Annotated in this window: 18 protein-coding genes; all 18 read right to left on the reverse strand. The window is 58.2% G+C overall.

The features are described from left to right. Window positions 1-105: 105 nt before the first annotated feature. Window positions 106-945: a host specificity protein gene (locus I6F36_RS33675; RefSeq protein WP_225144491.1), complete on the reverse strand. Its 840-nt coding sequence runs from the start codon at window positions 943-945 to the stop codon at window positions 106-108. A gap of 914 nt (window positions 946-1,859) precedes the next feature. Beyond that, window positions 1,860-2,156 (reverse strand): ferredoxin III, nif-specific, encoded by a 297-nt coding sequence (gene fdxB / locus I6F36_RS33680; protein ID WP_225140382.1) that lies wholly within the window; start codon window positions 2,154-2,156, stop codon window positions 1,860-1,862. Window positions 2,157-2,168: 12 nt separating this feature from the next. Further along, window positions 2,169-2,369 carry a CCE_0567 family metalloprotein gene (locus tag I6F36_RS33685; protein WP_225144490.1) on the reverse strand — a complete coding sequence of 67 codons (201 nt, stop codon included), beginning with the start codon at window positions 2,367-2,369 and terminating at the stop codon, window positions 2,169-2,171. After that, on the reverse strand, window positions 2,366-2,842 hold the full coding sequence (locus I6F36_RS33690) for a NifX-associated nitrogen fixation protein (protein ID WP_225144489.1): 477 nt from the start codon (window positions 2,840-2,842) through the stop codon (window positions 2,366-2,368). Before I6F36_RS33690 ends, I6F36_RS33685 begins: the two co-directional genes overlap by 4 nt. 6 nt (window positions 2,843-2,848) lie before the next feature. Beyond that, window positions 2,849-3,244, reverse strand: coding sequence for a nitrogen fixation protein NifX (gene nifX / locus I6F36_RS33695; protein WP_225129584.1), 396 nt, complete (start codon window positions 3,242-3,244; stop codon window positions 2,849-2,851). Continuing rightward, window positions 3,241-4,650: a nitrogenase iron-molybdenum cofactor biosynthesis protein NifN gene (gene nifN, locus I6F36_RS33700; RefSeq protein WP_225129586.1), complete on the reverse strand. Its 1,410-nt coding sequence runs from the start codon at window positions 4,648-4,650 to the stop codon at window positions 3,241-3,243. Before nifN ends, nifX begins: the two co-directional genes overlap by 4 nt. A gap of 9 nt (window positions 4,651-4,659) precedes the next feature. Then, window positions 4,660-6,306, reverse strand: coding sequence for a nitrogenase iron-molybdenum cofactor biosynthesis protein NifE (nifE, locus tag I6F36_RS33705; RefSeq protein ID WP_225129588.1), 1,647 nt, complete (start codon window positions 6,304-6,306; stop codon window positions 4,660-4,662). A gap of 92 nt (window positions 6,307-6,398) precedes the next feature. Beyond that, entirely contained in the window at window positions 6,399-7,955 is a 1,557-nt protein-coding gene (nifK, locus tag I6F36_RS33710; protein ID WP_225129590.1) for a nitrogenase molybdenum-iron protein subunit beta, read from the reverse strand. Between the two features lie 66 nt (window positions 7,956-8,021). Next, the gene (nifD, locus tag I6F36_RS33715; protein ID WP_225129591.1) at window positions 8,022-9,524 is read right to left on the reverse strand and encodes a nitrogenase molybdenum-iron protein alpha chain; all 1,503 of its coding nucleotides are present in this window, start codon (window positions 9,522-9,524) and stop codon (window positions 8,022-8,024) included. A 465-nt stretch (window positions 9,525-9,989) separates the two neighbouring features. Next, window positions 9,990-11,237, reverse strand: a complete 1,248-nt coding sequence (locus I6F36_RS33720) for a cysteine desulfurase (RefSeq protein ID WP_225144488.1) — start codon at window positions 11,235-11,237, stop codon at window positions 9,990-9,992. Then, window positions 11,234-12,556, reverse strand: a complete 1,323-nt coding sequence (gene sufD, locus I6F36_RS33725) for a Fe-S cluster assembly protein SufD (RefSeq protein ID WP_225129595.1) — start codon at window positions 12,554-12,556, stop codon at window positions 11,234-11,236. The genes I6F36_RS33720 and sufD overlap by 4 nt, the downstream gene beginning before the upstream one ends. Before the next feature lie 19 nt (window positions 12,557-12,575). After that, window positions 12,576-13,328 carry a Fe-S cluster assembly ATPase SufC gene (sufC, locus tag I6F36_RS33730; RefSeq protein ID WP_225129597.1) on the reverse strand — a complete coding sequence of 251 codons (753 nt, stop codon included), beginning with the start codon at window positions 13,326-13,328 and terminating at the stop codon, window positions 12,576-12,578. 65 nt (window positions 13,329-13,393) lie between these two features. Further along, window positions 13,394-14,890 (reverse strand): Fe-S cluster assembly protein SufB, encoded by a 1,497-nt coding sequence (gene sufB / locus I6F36_RS33735; protein ID WP_225144487.1) that lies wholly within the window; start codon window positions 14,888-14,890, stop codon window positions 13,394-13,396. Window positions 14,891-15,084: 194 nt separating this feature from the next. Continuing rightward, window positions 15,085-15,279, reverse strand: coding sequence for a 4Fe-4S binding protein (locus I6F36_RS33740; protein ID WP_225129601.1), 195 nt, complete (start codon window positions 15,277-15,279; stop codon window positions 15,085-15,087). A 706-nt stretch (window positions 15,280-15,985) separates the two neighbouring features. Then, entirely contained in the window at window positions 15,986-17,098 is a 1,113-nt protein-coding gene (ald, locus tag I6F36_RS33745) for an alanine dehydrogenase (RefSeq protein WP_225129650.1), read from the reverse strand. Between the two features lie 392 nt (window positions 17,099-17,490). Then, window positions 17,491-18,537, reverse strand: coding sequence for a hydrogenase expression/formation protein HypE (gene hypE, locus I6F36_RS33750; protein WP_225129602.1), 1,047 nt, complete (start codon window positions 18,535-18,537; stop codon window positions 17,491-17,493). Continuing rightward, entirely contained in the window at window positions 18,534-19,676 is a 1,143-nt protein-coding gene (gene hypD / locus I6F36_RS33755) for a hydrogenase formation protein HypD (RefSeq protein WP_225129604.1), read from the reverse strand. Before hypD ends, hypE begins: the two co-directional genes overlap by 4 nt. Further along, on the reverse strand, window positions 19,673-19,858 hold the full coding sequence (locus tag I6F36_RS33760) for a HypC/HybG/HupF family hydrogenase formation chaperone (RefSeq protein WP_306469171.1): 186 nt from the start codon (window positions 19,856-19,858) through the stop codon (window positions 19,673-19,675). Before I6F36_RS33760 ends, hypD begins: the two co-directional genes overlap by 4 nt. Window positions 19,859-19,880: the final 22 nt, after the last annotated feature.

The raw sequence follows: 19,880 nt of genomic DNA on the forward strand, positions 1-19,880 counted from the left end.
CGGGGCGACGCTGCGAGCGTCGCCCCCTTGAAGTAAGACCATTGCGTCCGCTATAGAACGGTCGAAAGCCCATCATTTCAGGCCCGGTGCTGCTATGCAGCCAATTTACTCGAGGGGCATTCGCCTAAGAGCGCGCTCCAGGTAAATTGAAGCGCCGTCGTCCGAGGAATCCGAGTCGTAGCTTCTCTGAGGACCGACATCACTGCCCCCAGCTTTGGAAAGATACTTCGTAGGCTTGTCTACACGCTGCCACTTGTCATTCTCGTTCTTCGTCCACACTTCGGGATTTTGGTGAGGATCAAGCACCCAGTGGTTACGGCCCACGTGAACAAAACCCATGTCCGCAAGGCGGGGTTCCATGCCTGGTAAGGCCGGCCTCGACATGATCAGCGGATGGTCGCCGTCCTCTCGCAGTAGATGTTCTAGCAAGATGTCGCCAGCGTTCTCGACAAGCGGATGAGTTACCCTAAGATCTACCACGGACGTGATATCGTTCCGCCCAAACTGTTGTTGAAATTGGTCTCCTTTGATCCGAACCGGGCCTCCTGCTCTTAATAGCCCGACAATTTCGTCGCCCAACCGGTAGCTGTAAAATCGTGCTGGCTTATTTGGATCGTCGTAGGTGTAGGCGTAACTTCCAGCAACGGTTGCTGCGCGCTCAGCCTTCTCGGAGACGAAATCTGAGTATTCCTGTGGGTTCTCGGCGATCTGCATGATATCGCTGCGCAAGAACCTCTCGACTCCTCTCCTGAAGGTTTCGCGGTCGGGGATCTCTCTAATGGGCGGTTCGGAAACGAGAGAGTATGACGCCGCTGGTTCGGATGACGACCCACTTGGTTCCATCCCTGCAACTGTTTCCGCAAATCGGGGACTATCTCCCGCTTCTGACGAATCGTCATTACCGGTTGTGAACTGGCTGGATGAGCCAACGATTCTGCCATACATCAGACCGCTCTCCTATGAGAAAAGTTGCACGCAATCGAGCTCGCCCACGCGCGGCTCTGCCTGCGAGGATAGAATTCCTAGCTGACCACAACCTGACCAAAGCACTCAGCGTTTACACGTGGCTACCCCGCGCAGTCTGCGCGTAGCTGCGACTAGCCGCGATCTGTGGGTGGAATCGCACGTAATATCGGCGGCTACGATCCGTCGAAGAAACCGATGCTTATGATAATGACTTGCACGTTCCTATTAGCAGATGGGTTACCCCGCCCGACCACGTACATCGACCCATGAACCCGCAACGAGAATTAGAGACCTGCGTGCCAATTGTTCCGCGTCCTGATTTTGCGATGTGCGCTCGATGCCCATGTGCTCTATTGCAACGGCCTGTACTGGGCAGCGAAATGTCGTCCCCGCTGGGCGTGTGCAAAAGACCAACTAAGGTGTTCCCGGCGCATCCCGTCCCTGTAGAATCGACCATCTAGGCAGACACCATTGTCCACGATCGGCGGCGCGGCGGGAACATAAGCTTCTCCTGATCCGCAAGCAGACATGCACAGGATCCGCTCGGATCAAATCGCCAGATGTAGTGGCTAACTGCCTTTCAAAGTAGACTCCTCGGCCTCAATCATGACAGGCTTCAATCCACTTAGTGCGGCGCGAGGCGCAGCTCGCCTCCTACGAATACGCGAACCTTGGGGACGAGTGGTTCGTGAGCAACGGATATTATGCCGGCATGACATAGCCCGAGGCCCCAACCATCGCCCGGTAATGCTTACGCTTTCGCCGCTCGATCTTGCTATTCGATGCTTGGTCGACATCCTTCTGGCATGCCGTCCTCACCTGAGTTCACCTGATCACAATTGCGCCTTGCCTCACGTATATCTCGCCTGCCACAACAGGACGAGTGTGTTCGCTCACGCTGCTTCAGGTACCGCCGAAGTGTGCGTCTGGCAGTTGGCCGGGCAAACCCTGGCGCATGCACCGCAGCCGATGCAGGCGCCTTGATCATTCAGAACCATAATTTTCTTTTCGATCTCATCGTCCTCGTCGTCGAGGTCGACAAGTTCGCCTCCCTCACCGATTCCTTTCAAAGTCATGACATCTCGACCGCACACCTTGAAACAGCGGCCACAGCCGATGCATTTCTTTGCATCGATCGTGATCAAGTATTGTGGCGTCCAGTCGCGTCCGTCTCGTGTTTGGAACGACATGCATTGCCCCTTTTAAGTATTCTCTAGCGCCTTCAAGGCGAGACTCTCGCGCTCAAGTTCGGCATAAGCATCGTACGTCTTCTGCGCGACCACCATGATCGAGGTCCAGTTGATGGGCAATTCTTCCGAAAGGTCGTGCAGATCCAGCTTGGCCTGTATCGCCTTGGCGGACACTTTCCTTAGTTCGGCCTTCAGTGTTTCACGATCGCTCATGAATATCCCCAATAGTTCGCCACCTCCGGAAATTTCCAAATCAGGCCGATTCCGTCGCTGACACATTTGTCGCCCTGCTGCGCGAGCTTCACCAAACTATCAAATCCGAAGCGATACACATCGCGCAGCTGCTTGTTCACGGCGATCAGACGGCCTGAGATGAGCACCATGCGGGCGAATCCTTCATGATGCAGATCCAGAATCGGCTGGGTCATCGCGCCGGTCTCCCTCTCGATCGAGAGCGCGACCGCATCGAAGAAAAGCTTAAGCCGCCACAGTGGATCGGGATCAGGATCACCGATAATCGGCAATGCGCGCCGTTTCTCCTTGTCCAGAATATAGAGTTCGAGCAGATCGAGATCGCTCCTCGCCTCCAAGGCTCCGTTGGTGTCCTGAGCACGCCAAACCTTGATCAACTCCACGAGGAACGGCGCGTCGGCGGCGTTTCCCTGCTGCTCTATTTTAGCGGTCATATCACCTCATTCGTCGAACTCGAAGGTTCGCCGTCGGTCTTTTGCCATAGCCTTGCGTAGCCAGGGAGGTGGCGTGCCCTTCAGTACGCGCTCGAGTTTCTCGAGCAACACCAGAATGCTTTCTGGCTTGTTCACCTTGATAGGATGGATCTTGTTGGCGACCACTCGCGCAGCCCCAGCACCGCCAATGGCGCCGACGTAAAGGATTGCGCAATCCTTGATTGCGTCGATCTTGGGCGCCAACTTGTCGTCGTTGCCGTCTTCCTTTAGATCGCCCTCAAACTCAACCGCTTTGAGAAACACGTGCCCGCTAGGCGTGACATCGTAGATCGCGATATTCTTTGCCCAACCAAAATGGGCATCGACGCGTTTCAGGTCCTGAGTGGCAAACGCGACCTTCATGCACTCGACCTCTCAGCTGCGCCGGTGGAACTGCGATATCCCGAGCATCGCGGCGATCCGGCCGCAGTTCGCCATTTGTCGGGCGTAGGCCGATCGTTCTCCTCACGATGCGCGATCACGAGATTGGCGATATCGAAGACCAGATTGCGGGTACCACGATAGCCCACGGATAGTTGGTGTCCCGCACCAAGTCGGTCGAACATCGGAAAACCCGTACGATAGAACGGGACTTTCAGCCGAGCAGCCGCTTGCCTGCCATGCGAGTGCGTGATCAGCAGGTCGCAATGCTTTGTTTTGGCAAGCCCTTCCAGATCCTCGAGATCGCCAATGAGTACCTCCTTGGTCTTAATCCGCTCGATCACCCCCGACTGAGTGGTCGTCACGGCCGCCGTCACCTGCGCGCCCATATCGTGGAGCATGCCGGATAGATCGAACAGGAGGTCTGGCTCAGCGCCGATCGCAACTTTGCGACCGCCAATATGGAAGTGCGCGTCCAGCATTGCATCGGCGAGCTGACCGCGCTGGCGCCGATACTTCAACGGTATGGGGCGACCGCTGATCTCGCTCAAGAACGTCATGAATTCGTCGTTCGGACACAGGCCACACAACCGCTCGAAGACACGAAAAGGCACGCCGGTCTTGCCCTGCATGACCTCTGCCGCCCGCTGCATCTGCGCGCCGATCGCAATCGTCCACCCGGCGCGGCCCATGCTCGCAATTTCGTCGACGCTGATGCCGCCGATGGTCGTTGGCGTAAACTCATCGGGGATATGCCCATCGAGCGATCCCGCCAGATCAGGGAGGAAGGACGGGATCAACCCGAAATCCTCCAGTATGACACGGAGTTCATCAAGGTCGCCGGGCGTGAGGTGACATCCCGGCAGAACATTCACCTTCGATGGATCCCGCAGGCCGCTGGCGTTGGGCCCTTCCACCAGCACCTCCACAATGCGCGCCACAGCCTTTTCCCAGCCGTCCTGGAACGCGCCCTTGAAATCCGGCGTCGAGACATACACCAGTGGCAACTTTGCGAGTTGCGGATGATTGCTCCGGATTAGCTTGAGGTAGGCATCCACATCGTCGCCGTTGGTCTCGGTGATACCGGTCGAGCAGATTCCGATGATCTTTGGCTTGGTTCGGTTATAGATGTTCAGTATAGCGTGCTCGAGATTCTCATAGCCGCCGAGTACGGTCGCGACCTCGCTCATCGCGGTGGTCTGCAGCGGTACTGCCTCTTTGAAATGCCGGACAAAGAGCGTGAGACCGAAGGATGTGCACCCCTGGGAGCCGTGCAGAAGCGGCATCGCCCCGCGCAGCCCCATGAACGCGAATGCGCCGCCGATCGGCTGACTCATCTTCAGCGGGTTGACAGCGCACGCTTTTGTCGGCGCCGTGACGATTGCCATGACGCCTCGCTATTCTGCGGCCTGTCGCATGGCAGATGGTTCGGACACCAAGATATCTTCGATGCGTCTTTGGCAGCAGCCACCGACCGCATTGGTATGCTCTCTGACCGCTGCGACGCTCTTCAGGCCGTGCGCATAGATTGCATCCTCAATCGTGCCCAAATCGACTCTGTTACACACGCAGATCTTCCTCGCGCGGCGCGCGGTTTCGGCGAGCGCCGGATCGCGGGCGATCGCGGCCATCGGCGATTGTATCTGCACCATCGCCTTGGCCAATGCTTCCCATGGTGCCGGTCGACGTAGCTGCTCCCACATCGGACTGGAGAGCGAATTATCGATCTCCTCCACCAGCTTGACCATTCCGACATAGCCCATATAGGCGTGGCAACGCTCCTGGTTGATATCGAGCCAGGGCATCGCCGCTTTCAGCGCGACGAACTGCGACTTGCCGCCCGATAGCATGATGTCCGCTTTTGCGTCCTTCAACATCTTATACATTTCGCGCGGCGTCATGTCCTCGATCATGTGGGCATCCTGCCCCATGAGCTCCTTGATGCGCTCCTTGTCCTTCCTGGTTGATTTCTTGACGCTGGTTCCGACTAATTCAAGCCCTGCTTCCTGGAGTGCCGCAACGACCGACCACGACTTGACGCCGCCGGTAATCAACAAGGCCTTCTTACCTTCGAATCGCGGCTTGTACGGCTCTATCGCAGCCCACGCCCACGCTTCCTCGCGCGCGATCACTGCTTCGGTGCGCCCGAGCAGATCTGTCGGCGCGCCGCGTTCAACCAATAAGCGGGCAAGCTGACGCAGCGATTCGCTCGAATCTTGAATACCGTAGAACGACCCCTCGAAGAACGGGATCCCGTAGCGTTGCTCCATCTTGCGTGCGACGTTGATCATCGACTTTGAGCACACCAACATCGCCGCCCGCGCGCGATGAGATGACGCGACTTCGCGATATTTGCCATCCCCGGAGATGCAGGAGAGAATCCGTACTCCAAGCTCGTCTAGCAATGGCTTCACTTGCCAGAGCTCTCCCGAAAGGTTGTATTCCCCGATCAGGTTGATGTCATACGGCGTGGTATAGTCCGGTTCTTGCGTCCCGATCACATACTCGAGCAAGGCCTCGCCGGCGAGCTTGTTACCGAGGTTCTTCGAGCCGACGAAGCCCGGCGAATTGATCGGGATCACCGGCTTTGCGAACCTTTGAGATGCTGCCTTACAGACTGCGTTGATGTCGTCGCCGATCATCGCCGGAATACAGGTTTGATAGACGAAGATGGCGGGCGGGTCGCACTTCTCGATGATCTCCTTGATCGCTTTGCAGAGCCGCTTCTCGCCTCCGAATACAATATCGGTTTCGCTCAAATCGGTTGTGAATGCAGTGCGCCACAGATTCGCGCCGGACGACGCCGCGCCGCGATTGTCCCAGGAATTTCCTTCGCACGCGATCGGACCATGCACCAAGTGAGCGACGTCGGTGAACGGCTGCAACGCAATCTTGGCGCCATCGAAAGCGCAGCCGCCGGCAGCGCTACCCGGCTGCAGCTGTTTGGTGCAGCCGTTCTTGCGTTCAGCCTCCGACTTACTGCCGTTCTTGGCGCAGCCCGGCTCGTCGAAAATATTCTGGAGCGTGGCCGCTAGTGAATTCATCCTTTTTCCTCTCAGCGCAAACTAATTGCGTGGTCAACCCTCGTGTGCTTGTGTCATCGTCAAGTGCTTTGGCGATGGCACACGGTCGCTCATCAACGAATGATATCGAAACTGTAGTCAGTTTTGCCAAGAACGTTTGTCTTCTTGTCCATCTCATCGAAGATCTTGTCCAGGATCTTCACCAGCACATTCAAGCCGCCCTGATAGCCCCATAGGGGGGAGCGGTGATGATGATGCCGATCAAAAACGGGAAAGCCGATGCGGATCAGTGGCGTTCCAGTATCGCGCTCCAGATACTTGCCATAGGTGTTGCCAATCAGAAAATCGACTGGCTCGGTGAACAGGAGTGAGCGCATGTGCCAGAGATCTCGGCCCGGATAGGCTTGGCAGCCCTGCCCAAATGGCGAGCTTGCAAGCAGCACCTGCATTTTTTCGTGCCACGCCTTGTTGCCGTTGGTGGACAGCACATGGGTCGGTTCGGCGCCGAGTTCGAGCAGAAACCCAGCCAACCCATAGCAAAGATCCGGATCGCCATAGATCGCGAACTTCTTGCCATGGATATGCGCGCTGGAGTCAGCGATCGCGTCGACCAGGCGGCCACGTTCTCGCGCGAGTTGCTCGGGAATCTCCTTGCCGCTGATGCGTGACAGCGCCAGGATAAAGTCATCCGTTGCCGATAAGCCCACGGGGTAGTTGAAGGATACGACGTCCTGTCCATGCTCAGCCACGAATGGCAGCGTTTTTTCGGTGCACCACTGCTGCATGGAGATTGTCGCCTTGGCGTGAACCGCGTTGGCCGCATCTTTCAGGGTCGTGCCTCCGTCATACATCCGGAACTCGCCGTCTGTCGGAGTATCGAAAACGTCAGAATTGTCCGCTAGAATCGTGTGCTGGATGTCCATTAACGCCAAGATGCGCTTGATCTCGCGAAGGTTTCCGACGGTATAGCCATCGAACCCACCAATGATGTTGATCGCCCCGTTCTGCTTGCGCTCCAGCTTCGGCGCTGTTCCGGCCTTACCGTCCCAAAAATGCTCCAGAATGCCCTTGAGCGCATTGTCATAACCGGTAACGTGGCTGCCGACGAACGCTGGCGTGTGGGCGAATGGCACGTCGAAGTCTGCCGGAACCGAGCCTTTTTCTTTCGACGTCTTGATGAAGGCGTTGAGGTCATCGCCGATCACCTCGGCCATGCAGGTCGTCGAGACCGCAATCATCTTGGGCTTGTACATGTTGTAGCTGTTCGCGAGCCCGTCGATCATGTTGTTCAGGCCGCCAAATACGGCAGCGTCTTCCGTCATCGACGAAGAGACGCAGGAGCTAGGCTCCTTGAAGTGCCGCGACAGATGGCTGCGGTAGTAAGCCACGCAACCTTGAGAGCCGTGGACGAAGGGCAGCGTGCCCTCAAAGCCAACAGAGGCGAATACGGCGCCAAGCGGCTGGCATGCCTTGGCCGGATTTACCGCTAGCGCCTCCCGCGCAAAGTTCTTCTCGCGATATTCGGCCGTTTTTGTCCATTCCTTGATACGCTCGACCTCGGCGGGATCGCGAGGATTCTCGAATATCTTCTTCTTAGCCAGCATCTGCTGGTATTCTGGACCGCGGAACAGCTCGAGATGATCGAGCACGTGTTCGGCACTCTGCGCCATTGTTGAAATCCTTCACTATCGAGGTTGGTGTCGCCCCGGCTTTCCCAAAGAGCGAGATAAGTTGATTTATTCAGCAGCCAGGAGCTTCGCCCTCGAAGCTTGATTCCAGGGGGCCTTCGTTTTCTTCCAGACCGGCGAGTTGATCGCCATGTCCATGTCGCGCGCAAAGATCGCAAAGCCGTCATAGCCGTGATATGGGCCCGAATAGTCCCAGGAGTGCATCTGCCGGAACGGCACACCCATCTTTTGGAAAATGTACTTTTCCTTGATACCCGAGCCGACGAGGTCAGGCTGGAGCTTTTCGACGAAGCGCTCGAACTCATAGCCATTGACGTCATCGTAGATGAGCGTGCTGTCCTTTACGTAATGCTGAGCTGTGCGCTGATAGTCGTCGTTGTGACCGAACTCGTATCCGGTGCCAATGACTTCCATCCCGAGGTCCTCGTATGCACCAATCACATGACGCGGACGGAGCCCGCCGACGTACAGCATCACCGTCTTGCCCTCCAGGCGCGGGCGATATTTTGCGATCACAGCGTTCACCAGCGGCTGGTACTTTTCAATCACCCGCTCGGCGCCTTCCTTAATCTTGTCGTCGAAATAGCCCGCAATCTTGCGCAGAGACTCTGCGATCTTTGAAGGTCCGAAGAAGTTATACTCGCACCAAGGGATACCGAACTTCTCTTCCATGTGGCGTGAGATGTAGTTCATGGAACGGTAGCAATGCAGAATGTTGAGCTTTGCTTTCGGGGTTGCCTCGAGCTCAGCCAGAGAACCGTCGCCGGACCACTGCGCGATCACCCGCAGGCCCATCTCCTCCAGCAGAATTCGTGATGACCAGGCGTCGCCGCCGATATTGTAGTCTCCGATGATCGCAACATCGTACGGCGTCGGCTCAAACTTTGGTTTGCCATCCGGCTCGAGCTGGTCGAAAATCCAATCGCGCACCGCGTCGTTGGCAATGTGGTGGCCTAGTGACTGCGACACACCCCGAAAGCCCTCACAACGGACCGGCACGATGGTCTTGCCGCCATATTCCTTGGATTTCGCTCTTGACACGGCCTCGATGTCGTCACCGATCAATCCGATCGGGCATTCCGATTGGATCGTGATGCCGTTGTTGAGTGGAAACAGCTCCTGGATTTCGTCAAGAATTTTGACCAGCTTTTTGTCGCCACCGAATACGATATCCTTTTCCTGGAAGTCGGAGGTGAACTGCAGGGTCACGAAGCTATCGATGCCCGTCGTGCCAACGTAATAGTTGCGTCGCGAGCCCCACGAATACTGACCGCAGCCGACTGGGCCATGGCTGATATGAACCATATCCTTGATCGGTCCCCAGACCACCCCCTTTGACCCTGCATAGGCGCAGCCTCTGATCGTCATCACGCCGGGTATGGATTTGATGTTGGACTTCACCCCGCAGTCTGATTTGCCGGCTTGGTGAACGTTGAGGTGCTTGGCACGCCGTTTCGCGGTTTTCTCCGGATAGACCTTCAGCACCTCCTCGATCAGCTCTTTGTTGCGAGCCCTGATTTCTGCGATGCTCTGGGTCGTGGCGAGACTCATCTGATGTCCTTCAAAGGTTAGCTGTTGTGAGGGCGGCTTCTTGCCAAGACTTCTGCAACCAGCATGCCAGCATCTCGTGAGCACAAAAAACAGAGCAATCAAAATCGCTTAGCGCGCCTCGTGCGGTGATAGGGGGTGTTGTTGCGAACCCGACATCACGCTTTGGGCAGAGAACTCTTGGCTTGGCCCTGTTCGAAATGGAACAAGGGCTGGTTATGGGTGAAATTGCCCGCCCAATACTCGAGCGTGTCCGCGATCGGAATACTCTGCAATCGGCGCTCGCCGAAAGCGGCCGAACAGGAAGACCGGCTGCAAGGCCGAGTGGCCTACACAGGCTCGCCAATGCTATCTATGCCTGCTGAGATCTACAGGTGCTTACGTGCTACGATGACGATGAGGTGCATGACCTCACGCTCCAGATCTCAATGCGAGCTGCCTCGCCACCCGGCGTCGTAGGCTCGCCGATCACGATAACAGCTGCCGCGCCTTGATAAGCGCACGCACGAGCACATCAATCTCTTCACGTGTATTGTAAAGTCCGAGTGACGCACGGCACGTCGCCAGCACGCCGAAGCGCTTGAGCAGCGGCATCGCACAATGGCCCCCCGCCCGCATCGCTACACCAGCGCGGTCGACGACGGTAGCAATATCATGGGCATGCGTACCCTTCATATCAAAGGAAATGATCGGCCCCTTCTCGGCCGGGGTCCCGATCATGCGCACGAAGTTGATGTCCGTCAGCCTCTCCTGCGCGTAAGCGAGCAGTGCGCCCTCGTGCCTGCGGATTTGCACCTTGCCTATTGAGTTGATGTAATCGATAGCCGCCCCTAAACCGATGGCTTCGACGATCGGCGGCGTACCCGCTTCGAAGCGATGTGGCGGATCACCATAAATGACGCCGGAACGCGAGACGTCGCGGATCATCTCCCCGCCGCCATTGAAGGGCGGCATCCATGCCAGATGCTCAGACTTGCCGTAAAGCACACCGATCCCCGTCGGACCATAGAGCTTGTGGCCCGTCATGACGTAGAAATCGCAATCAATGTCGCAGACGTCGGCGCTCAGATGGACGCATCCTTGCGAGCCGTCGACCAGCACCGGGATACCACGAGCATGCCCGATCCTCACCACGTCTTTCACCGGCAACACCGTGCCGAGCACGTTCGACATTTGTGTGATTGCAACCATCTTGGTGCGCGGGGTCAGCAGTCGCTCAAAATCATCGAGCAAAAAGTTTCCGTCATCATCCACTGGGGCCCATTTGATCACTGCACCGAGTCGTTCCCTGAGAAGGTGCCATGGCACAATGTTGGAGTGGTGTTCCATAATCGAGAGAACGATCTCATCACCCGCGCTAATGCGTTCACGGCCAAACGTCTGCGCCACCAGATTGATTGCCTCCGTGGCGCTCCGGGTGAAGATGATCTCTTCGTTTAAATGCGCGTTCACAAACCGCGCCACCTTGGCACGGGCGTCTTCATACGCCTCCGTCGCCGCGTTAGCGAGGTAGTGCAAGCCGCGATGAACGTTGGCATATTCGCTGGAGTACACCTGCGTCATACGGTCAAGCACCGCGTTGGGCTTTTGCGCGGATGCAGCGTTATCGAGGTAAACAAGCGGCTTGCCGTACACCGTCATGGCGAGCGCAGGAAAGTCTGTACGCAGACGGTTGACCTCGTAAATGCCATTGCTCACGGCGGGATGTGCGCTCATCGCCCCGCCTTTAGCCAGTGTTCAGCTTGCGCCGTCACAAAATCGCGCAGATTCTCGGAAGTGATCTCCTCAATCGACTCGCCAACGAACGCTTTAATCAGCAACATCTGCGCATCCTTCTCTGATAGCCCCCGGGCGCGCAGATAGAATACGAGAGTGTCGTCCAGCGCACCCGATGTCGCTCCGTGGCCGCAGGTCACGTCGTCGGCCAAGATTTCGAGTTCCGGCTTGTTGTCGACCTCGGCCTGGTCGGATAGGAGCAACGCTCGCGTCGTCAGGGTGGCGTCCGTTTTCCGGGCGGCAGGACGAACGATAATTCGGCCCTGAAACACCGAGCGACCGCAATCGTCTACGACCGCGCGGAACTTCTCCCGACTGGTGCAATGTGGCATGGCGTGGTCGACCACGACCGTTGTGTCCGCGTGGAGCTTGTCCCTGATGAGATTAACCCCATTCGCCGAGAGCTTGGTTCCCTCGCCGGCCAGCGTGATGAATCCCTGATAGCGGCTGATGGAGCCGCTGCAGGTCATGCTGAAGAGGTCGAGCTTAGCCCTGGCGCCGACTGCGATGATCGCCGACGAGATGTTCACGGCGTCAGAGGCAGCAGCTGCCACGCGGATATACGAAAGGCTCGCCTCGTCACCAACCAGGGCGATTATCGCATCGTTGGCTTGATAGCCACTCGCGCGTTCAGCCGGGACGAAACTTTCTACGATGGCCGCATGCGCTCCTTTACCGAGTTGCAGATAGCAACGTGTAAAGGTGGACACCGACAGTCCGGTTGCGACGTGAACGATTTGAATTGGACGCTCCACCGCATTGCCGTCGGCGACCGTAATCACCAAGCCATCTGTCGCCATTGCGGCGTTGAGCGCGATCGCCGAGTCGCTCGTCGTCGATAGCACCAGACCGGCCATGCCCCCAGTAGCCGAGTTCTCCAGAACCTCTCGCAGCGACCGCACAACGACTTCGTTTTCCAGCCTGCCGAGATCGGATAGCTCCGGCGCGAATATGCCATCCACCAAAACCAGTTTGACCGCCTGATCGGCAGCCACTTGCTTGACCGAGACCTTTGCGCGCACCAGCGCCTCCGCATCCGGCCGCGGAGCGAGTGGCAGCACCTCGCTGATCAGGGCGCGCAGATCTGTGTATTTCCAATCCTCCATGCGCCGATGCGGGAGGCCGGTACGCTCGTAGACCTCGAATGCTCTCGCCCGTATTTGGGGGACAGGGCCTGCACCAGGCAGCCGTCCACGCGCCGCAGCGAAAACATTGCCCATTGCGCGTTCGGCGTCGGCTTTGACCAAAACCTGCTTCATCGGGAAGTCCCTAGAGCCGTCAGGCCGCGTCTTCGAATTGGGCGTAGCCACAAGCCTCGAGCTCCAGCGCGAGTTCCTTGCCGCCACTCTTCATGACCCGCCCTTTCGACATCACGTGCACAATGTCCGGCACGATATGCTCGAGAAGCCGCCGATAATGAGTGATCACGATCATCGCTCGTTCCGGCGAACGTAAGGCGTTGATGCCACTGGCGACGATACGCAGCGCGTCGATATCGAGGCCGGAATCGATCTCGTCAAGGATGCACAGGCTCGGCTCGAACAACGCCATCTGCAAAATTTCGTTGCGCTTCTTCTCGCCGCCGGAGAAGCCGACATTGACGCCGCGCTTGATCATGTCCCGGGGAATGTTGAGCGAACCGGCCACCTCGCGGACTCTTTTCAGAAATTCGGGGGTGGAGAATTCCTGTTGGTCGCGCGCCTTGCGCTGGGCGTTCAGTGCCGCGCGCAGGAAGTTCATGGTGGTCACGCCGGGGATCTCGACTGGATACTGGAATGCTAGGAACACGCCCTTGGCGGCGCGTTCATTTGGCTCCATCCGCAAGAGGTTCTCGCCCCTGAACAAGATTTGTCCGCCGGTGATCTCATAGCCCGGCTTGCCGGCGATGACGTGCGAGAGCGTCGATTTGCCGGAGCCGTTCGGCCCCATGATCGCGTGCACTTCACCGGCATGGACGCTAAGATGCAGCCCGCGAATGATTTCGCGGTCTTCGACACCAAGATGCAAATCTCGGATTTCGAGTAGCGCCATTCTGATCTGCCCCCTGAAATGCGTCGTCTGGCGAGCCGCATTCGAGGGGCTCGCGGGAGGTTTCGTTATCCAACGGATCCGTCGAGCGAGATCGAGATTAGCTTCTGCGCCTCCACTGCGAACTCCATGGGCAGTCTTTGCAGAACTTGCTTGACGAAGCCGTTGACGACGAGGCCCACCGCTTCTTCCTGGCTGAGCCCGCGCTGGATGCAGTAGAACAGCACGTCCTCGGAGATCTTCGAGGTCGTCGCTTCGTGCTCGAACGTCGCCGACGAATTCTTCGCCTCGATGTACGGCACGGTATGCGCACCGCATTTGTCGCCGATTAGCAGCGAGTCGCAGGCGGTGAAGTTGCGCGCGCCGGTCGCTTTGCGATGCGCCGTCACGAGACCGCGATAGGTGTTCTGCGACTTGCCGGCGGCGATACCCTTGGAGATGATGCGGCTCGACGTGTTCTTTCCGAGATGGATCATCTTGGTGCCGCTGTCGACCTGCTGGAAGCCGTTCGAGATCGCGATCGAGTAGAACTCACCGCGCGAATTGTCGCCGCGCAGAATGCAGCTCGGATATTTCCAGGTGATCGCAGATCCGGTCTCGACCTGGGTCCAGGAGATTTTCGAATTGGCGCCGCGGCAGTCGCCCCGCTTGGTGACGAAATTGTAGATGCCGCCCTTGCCTTCCGAATTGCCGGGATACCAGTTCTGCACCGTCGAATATTTGATCTCGGCATCGTCGAGCGCGACAAGCTCGACCACGGCGGCATGCAGCTGGTTCTCGTCGCGCTGCGGCGCGGTGCAGCCTTCGAGATAGGAGACGTAGGAGCCCTTGTCGGCGATGATCAGCGTGCGCTCGAACTGGCCGGTGTTGCGCTCGTTGATGCGGAAATAGGTCGACAGCTCCATCGGGCAGCGCACGCCCGGCGGCACGTAGACGAATGAGCCGTCTGAGAACACCGCCGAGTTCAGCGTCGCATAGAAATTGTCCGAGGTCGGAACCACCGAGCCGAGATATTTCTGCACCAATTCAGGATGCTCGCGGATCGCCTCCGAGATCGGCATGAAGATCACGCCGGCCTTCTTCAGCTCCGCCTTGAACGTGGTCGCCACCGAGACCGAATCGAACACCGCATCGACCGCGATCTTGCGGCGGGCCGGATCTTCCTCGCCCACCTTCGGCTCAACGCCTTCGAGCATGGCGACTTCCCGCAAGGGAATGCCGAGCTTCTCGTAGGTTTTCAGGATCTCCGGATCGATCTCGTCCAAAGACGAGACCGTCTTCTTCGGCTTCGGCGCCGCGTAATAATAGAGATCCTGGAAGTCGATCTTGGGATAGTCGACGCGGGCCCAGGTCGGCTCCTGCATGGTCAGCCAGCGCCGATAGGCCTCCAGCCGCCACTGCAGCATCCAGGCGGGTTCGTTCTTCTTCTGTGAGATGAACTTTATGATCTCTTCCGACAGCCCCTTCGGGGCCTTCTCGGAGTCGATCAGGGTCTCAAACCCATAACGATACTGGTCGACGTCGATGCGCTTCACGCGCTCGACCGTCTCTTGTACGGCTACCATTGCCCGCTCCACTCACGCAGCGACAACTCCCGCCGGCGAGGATAGCGCCGCAATCTCTCTGAGCGGATCGTGCAAGTCGCCGCCAACTCTGGGCCAGCGAGTGAGAGAAACAGGACACGGATCCAAAAGGCGGCGGCTGACGATAGCGTCTTCATCATGTTTCGCGCCGGAGCTCCTCTCATCGGCTACCCCACCTATGCCGGCACGCAGGTATCGGGCACCGGGCAAACGACCACGCATTGCGGCGCGTCAAAATGCCCCTCACATTGCGTACACTGGGTCGGATTGATCACATATATATCGTTCTTCAGGCTGATCGCGGCATTGGGACATTCGAACTCACACGCACCGCAGACGGTGCACTGGGATGCGATTATCTTGTAGGCCATCACTGCGATTCCATGAGCAAAAGTTGCGCGACAGTTTCTTGCTTTCAAGTCTTGTGCCAGACAGTTAACCTTGATTTGTCTGGGCTATTTTCGATAACGCAAGTCGCCGCCTCGACACGGTGTCGCAATTCCTACAACGCGCATGACAGCAGCTTGATCTCGATGCCGTGGTTTGCGCATGGTCGATCTCTCGGCAGTCAGCGATCAGGTGAACCGCGTTAGCCAGCCTGCGATGCATCCTAAGGTGGTCGTGCCGCGGCTATGATCGATGCGCCGCGCGACTTCACAAGGTTCTCCGCCGGTGTATCAGGTCGACCCCAAGCCCCAGTCACGGGACACCGGCGGCCTCGGCGACGGCACCGCGATAAACAGCCCGCGCAGTCATCACCGGTCCGGTCGGCGTTCCACAGCCAGCCAGAAAGGGTCGCGGCGATCGCGCCAGATAAAGTCGCCCGTGATTGCGGGTCCCCTGCGGACCCGCGGGACGCATTCTCAATTGCCTTCGATTACCTGGCAAGACCGGCATTCATATGCGCTGTATGGGCGAACGTACATTGTCTCGCATCGTGCGAGCGACTGAAGCCGGCGCTCGTCTGGTGATCCTTCACTTATGCCGACGGCGGTCAGCAGATCGATGGAGCCAAAAAAAAGCCACCCCGAGGGGTGGCCTAAGTCAGGGAGGAAACGCCCATAAGGGCCTCTGGGATCAGGCCGCAGCCTGTTCGATCGGTGAGAAGGGCAGCCCGAGGCTTTCGGCCACCGCTTTGTAAGTTAGTCGGCCCCGATGGACGTTGAGGCCCGCGCGCAAATGCGGATTTTCGAGCACGGCGGAAAAACCTTTGTTGGCCAGAGCCAAACCAAACGGCAGCGTCGCGTTATTCAGTGCCTGGCTCGAGGTCAGCGGTACAGCCCCAGGCATATTGGCCACGCAATAATGAATGACGCCATCCACTTCGTAAGTAGGATCAGCGTGGGTGGTTGGGTGCGATGTCTCAAAGCAGCCGCCCTGATCGATAGCGACATCCACGAGCACCCCCCTCTTGCGCATCGAGCTCAGCATGCTCCGGCGGACCAGCTTCGGCGCGCTCGCACCTGGAACGAGCACCGCACCAATCACCACATCCGCCGCAAATACCTCTTCCTCCACGGAGTCGATAGTCGAAAACCTGGTGCGAACGCGTCCTTCGAATAGCTCGTCCAGCTCGCGGAGCCGGCGTATCGAACGGTCGATGATGGTCACTTCTGCGCCCAGACCGACCGCCATGCGTGCCGCGTGCGTACCAACGACACCACCTCCGATCACCACGATACGGGCAGGCTGAACACCGGGCACCCCACCGATCAACAGCCCTCGTCCGCCTGCACTCCGCTTCAGGGCGCTACCCGCCGCTTCGATCGCAAGCCTACCCGCGACCTCGCTCATCGGCGCCAGCAGCGGAAGACCACCATGCGCATCAGTTACGGTCTCATAGGCGATCGCGGTGCATCCAGATTTCAGGAGGCCCTTGGCCTGATCCGGGTCGGGGGCCAGATGCAGATAAGTGAAAAGGATCTGATTTTCCCGCAGCTGACACCATTCGGACGGCTGAGGCTCCTTAACCTTTACGATCATCTCGCTCGATGCGAATACCTCAACTGCGGAAGTTAGAATCGTTGCGCCAGCATTGCGATAATCGTCGTCGGTTGCACCAATGCCAGCGCCGGCATTGGTCTCGATCATCACGCGGTGGCCCGCTGCCACGTATTCGCGGACAGCTCCCGGGGTAAGGCCGACGCGATATTCGTGCGCCTTGATTTCCTTGGGGACTCCGACCTTCATTTGAAAACTCCCTACCTGGAGCGCCTTTCTAATCGGAAGCGAGCAGGGATATTGCGACGCAGCCGTCAAAATGACGCAGAAATTCAGCGATATTTGGCAAGCTTCGCAGGATTTCAAACCCACTGGTGCCGAGCGGATCGAGTGACCATGCTCGCTGAGCTTAACCGTCGAAAATGCGTGATCGCGATGAAGTTTCGAATTGCGTTCTCGGCTCGTGAAAAAGCTAACAACCGAAATCCAGCCTCGCCGAAACTTCTTGAAGAGCCGAGTCGCAGTGTGCCGGTTGGGTAGACTTGCCCATAGAAGGGATCGTTTCCAAAGCTGATGGCTCTTGGCTAATGACCATTGATCATAAATTTGGTTTCCAAAAAACTGGACGATGCGCAACGTGTTCAACAGATCCGAGGCAATTGTTCGCCCCACAACCAATCAACGATTCGCCGGCCGCCGAAACCGGTCGCCATCTGCACAAATTTCCGATCGTCAGCCACCGCCTCGCCAATATCAGCTGCATCGGACCCGAGCGGGTGCGCCTTCATGGCTGCAAGCACGGCATCGGCCAAATCAGGCGCGACGATCGCAACGAGCTTGCCCTCATTGGCGACATGGATCGGATCGAGACCAAGGAGCTCGCAGGCAGCTGCAACCGCGGGCTTCACCGGAATGGATGTTTCCTCCAGATGGAACCCGAGGTCAGATTGATGCGCAATCTCGTTGAGGGTCGCGGCAAGCCCACCCCGCGTCGGGTCGCGCATCACCCGGATGCTGCTACCGCCGGCGGCAACCATGACCGCTACGAGATTATGCAACGCTGCGCAATCCGAGACGACCTCGGTTTGAAAAGCGACGTTCTGACGTTTTGACATGATCGCCACCCCATGATCGCCGACGCTACCGGACACCAGCACACGGTCCCCGACCCTTGCCTTGTCGGCGGAGAGATCGAGCCCATCGGCCACAATCCCGATGCCGGTCGTAGAGATGAACAAACCATCGGCCTTGCCGCGCTCGACCACCTTGGTGTCTCCGGCAATGATGTAAACGCCAGCGCCGCGCGCTGCCGCGCCCATCGAATCCGCGATCGCCTTCAGATCCGAAAACCGGAAGCCCTCCTCGATGATAAAACTGGCCGACAGATAGAGGGGACGCGCGCCGGACATCGCGACATCATTGATCGTGCCGTGCACAGCCAGTGACCCGATATTACCGCCCGGAAAGAACAGCGGGGAAACCACATAGCCGTCGGTCGTCATCACCATCCTGCCTGCCGCAACGTCAAACGCGGACTGATCATTGCAGCGGGCGAGCCATTCATTACCAAAGGCTTGGTGAAAAAGGCCGGAGATCAGCTGTGCCATGGCACGGCCCCCGGATCCATGGGAAAGATCAACGCGTCCGTTCTCGATGTCGAGCTTGCGTTGATAAGCCTTTACGCTCATGACGTCCGCCTCAACTGTTCATCGCGAACTCGGCCGTAGGCCCAATACGCCGCACAAGCGCCTTCTGATGACACCATGCAGGATCCTATGGGAGTTTCCGGCGTGCAGACGGTTCCAAACAGCTTACAGTCGACCGGCCGCTTGGCGCCACGCAAGATCGCGCAGCACTCGCATGCCGGATTGTCTGCGATACGCAGGTCGTGGATCGCAAAACGCGTCTCGGCGTCGAATTGCGCGTAAGCCTGCTTCAGCTTCAGTCCGCTGTTGGGGACGAGTCCGAGCCCTCGCCATTCAAACTGCTCGCGCAGTTCGAATATCTGCGATACCTCCTCCTTGGCGCGCCGATTGCCTTCACGCGTCACCGCACGACTGTATTGGTTCTCTACCTCGTAGCGATCTTCGTTCACCTGCCGCACCAGCATCAGGATCGCCTGCATCACATCGAGCGGTTCAAAACCCGCGATCACGATGGGCTTGCCGAATTGTTCCGCCAGAGGCTCGTAAGGCTGCGTGCCAATAATGGTGCTCACATGTGCAGGCCCGATGAAGCCGTCGATTGGAACCCCGCCGGTGTCGCGGATTTTGGGGTTCTCGAGAATGCTGTGCATCGCAGAGGGTGTAAGCACGTGATTGCAGAACACGCTGAGGCCCTTCAACCGCTTCTTCTCGGCAATCCGGATCATCACCGCCGTCGGAGGGGTAGTGGTCTCAAATCCAATGGCAAAGAAGACCACCTCGCGGCTCGGCGCCTGTTCGGCGAGCCGGATAGCGTCGAGCGTCGAGTAGACCATCCGAATGTCTGCGCCGAGCGCTTTGGCTCGCAACAGGGACTGTCCTTGCGACCCAGGCGCGCGCATCAGGTCGCCGTAGACGCACAGAGTGACCTCTGGTCGGTCGACGAGCCGGATCGCCATATCAATTCGGCTGGCGGGCAGAACGCAGACGGGACAACCGGGCCCGTGGATCATGCGAACGTTCGCGGGCAGCAGATCCTCCAGGCCGTAGCGGGAGATCGCATGAGTGTGTCCGCCGCAGAATTCCATGAACCGATAGGCTCTTTGCGAACTGACCTCGGCGCCAATCGCACGCGCAATTCCCTGCGCGATGGCCTTGTCGCGAAATTCGTCGGCATATTTCATGATCGGCGTTCTCCTGCACTGCCTAGCTCCTGCAGGAGCTCCAGCGTGCGCTTGGCTTCCGTCGGATCGATCTTGGCCAGCGCATAGCCGACATGGACAAGGACGCAATCGCCGACCTCGAGCTCGTCGATGAGAGCAATCGATATCTCCAGGCTGATGCCATCGATGGACACCGTAGCCATGTCGTTGGGAAGAATTTTCGCA

The sequence above is a fragment of the Bradyrhizobium sp. BRP19 genome, assembly GCF_020194195.1.
GTDB classification, from domain to species: domain Bacteria; phylum Pseudomonadota; class Alphaproteobacteria; order Rhizobiales; family Xanthobacteraceae; genus Bradyrhizobium; species Bradyrhizobium yuanmingense.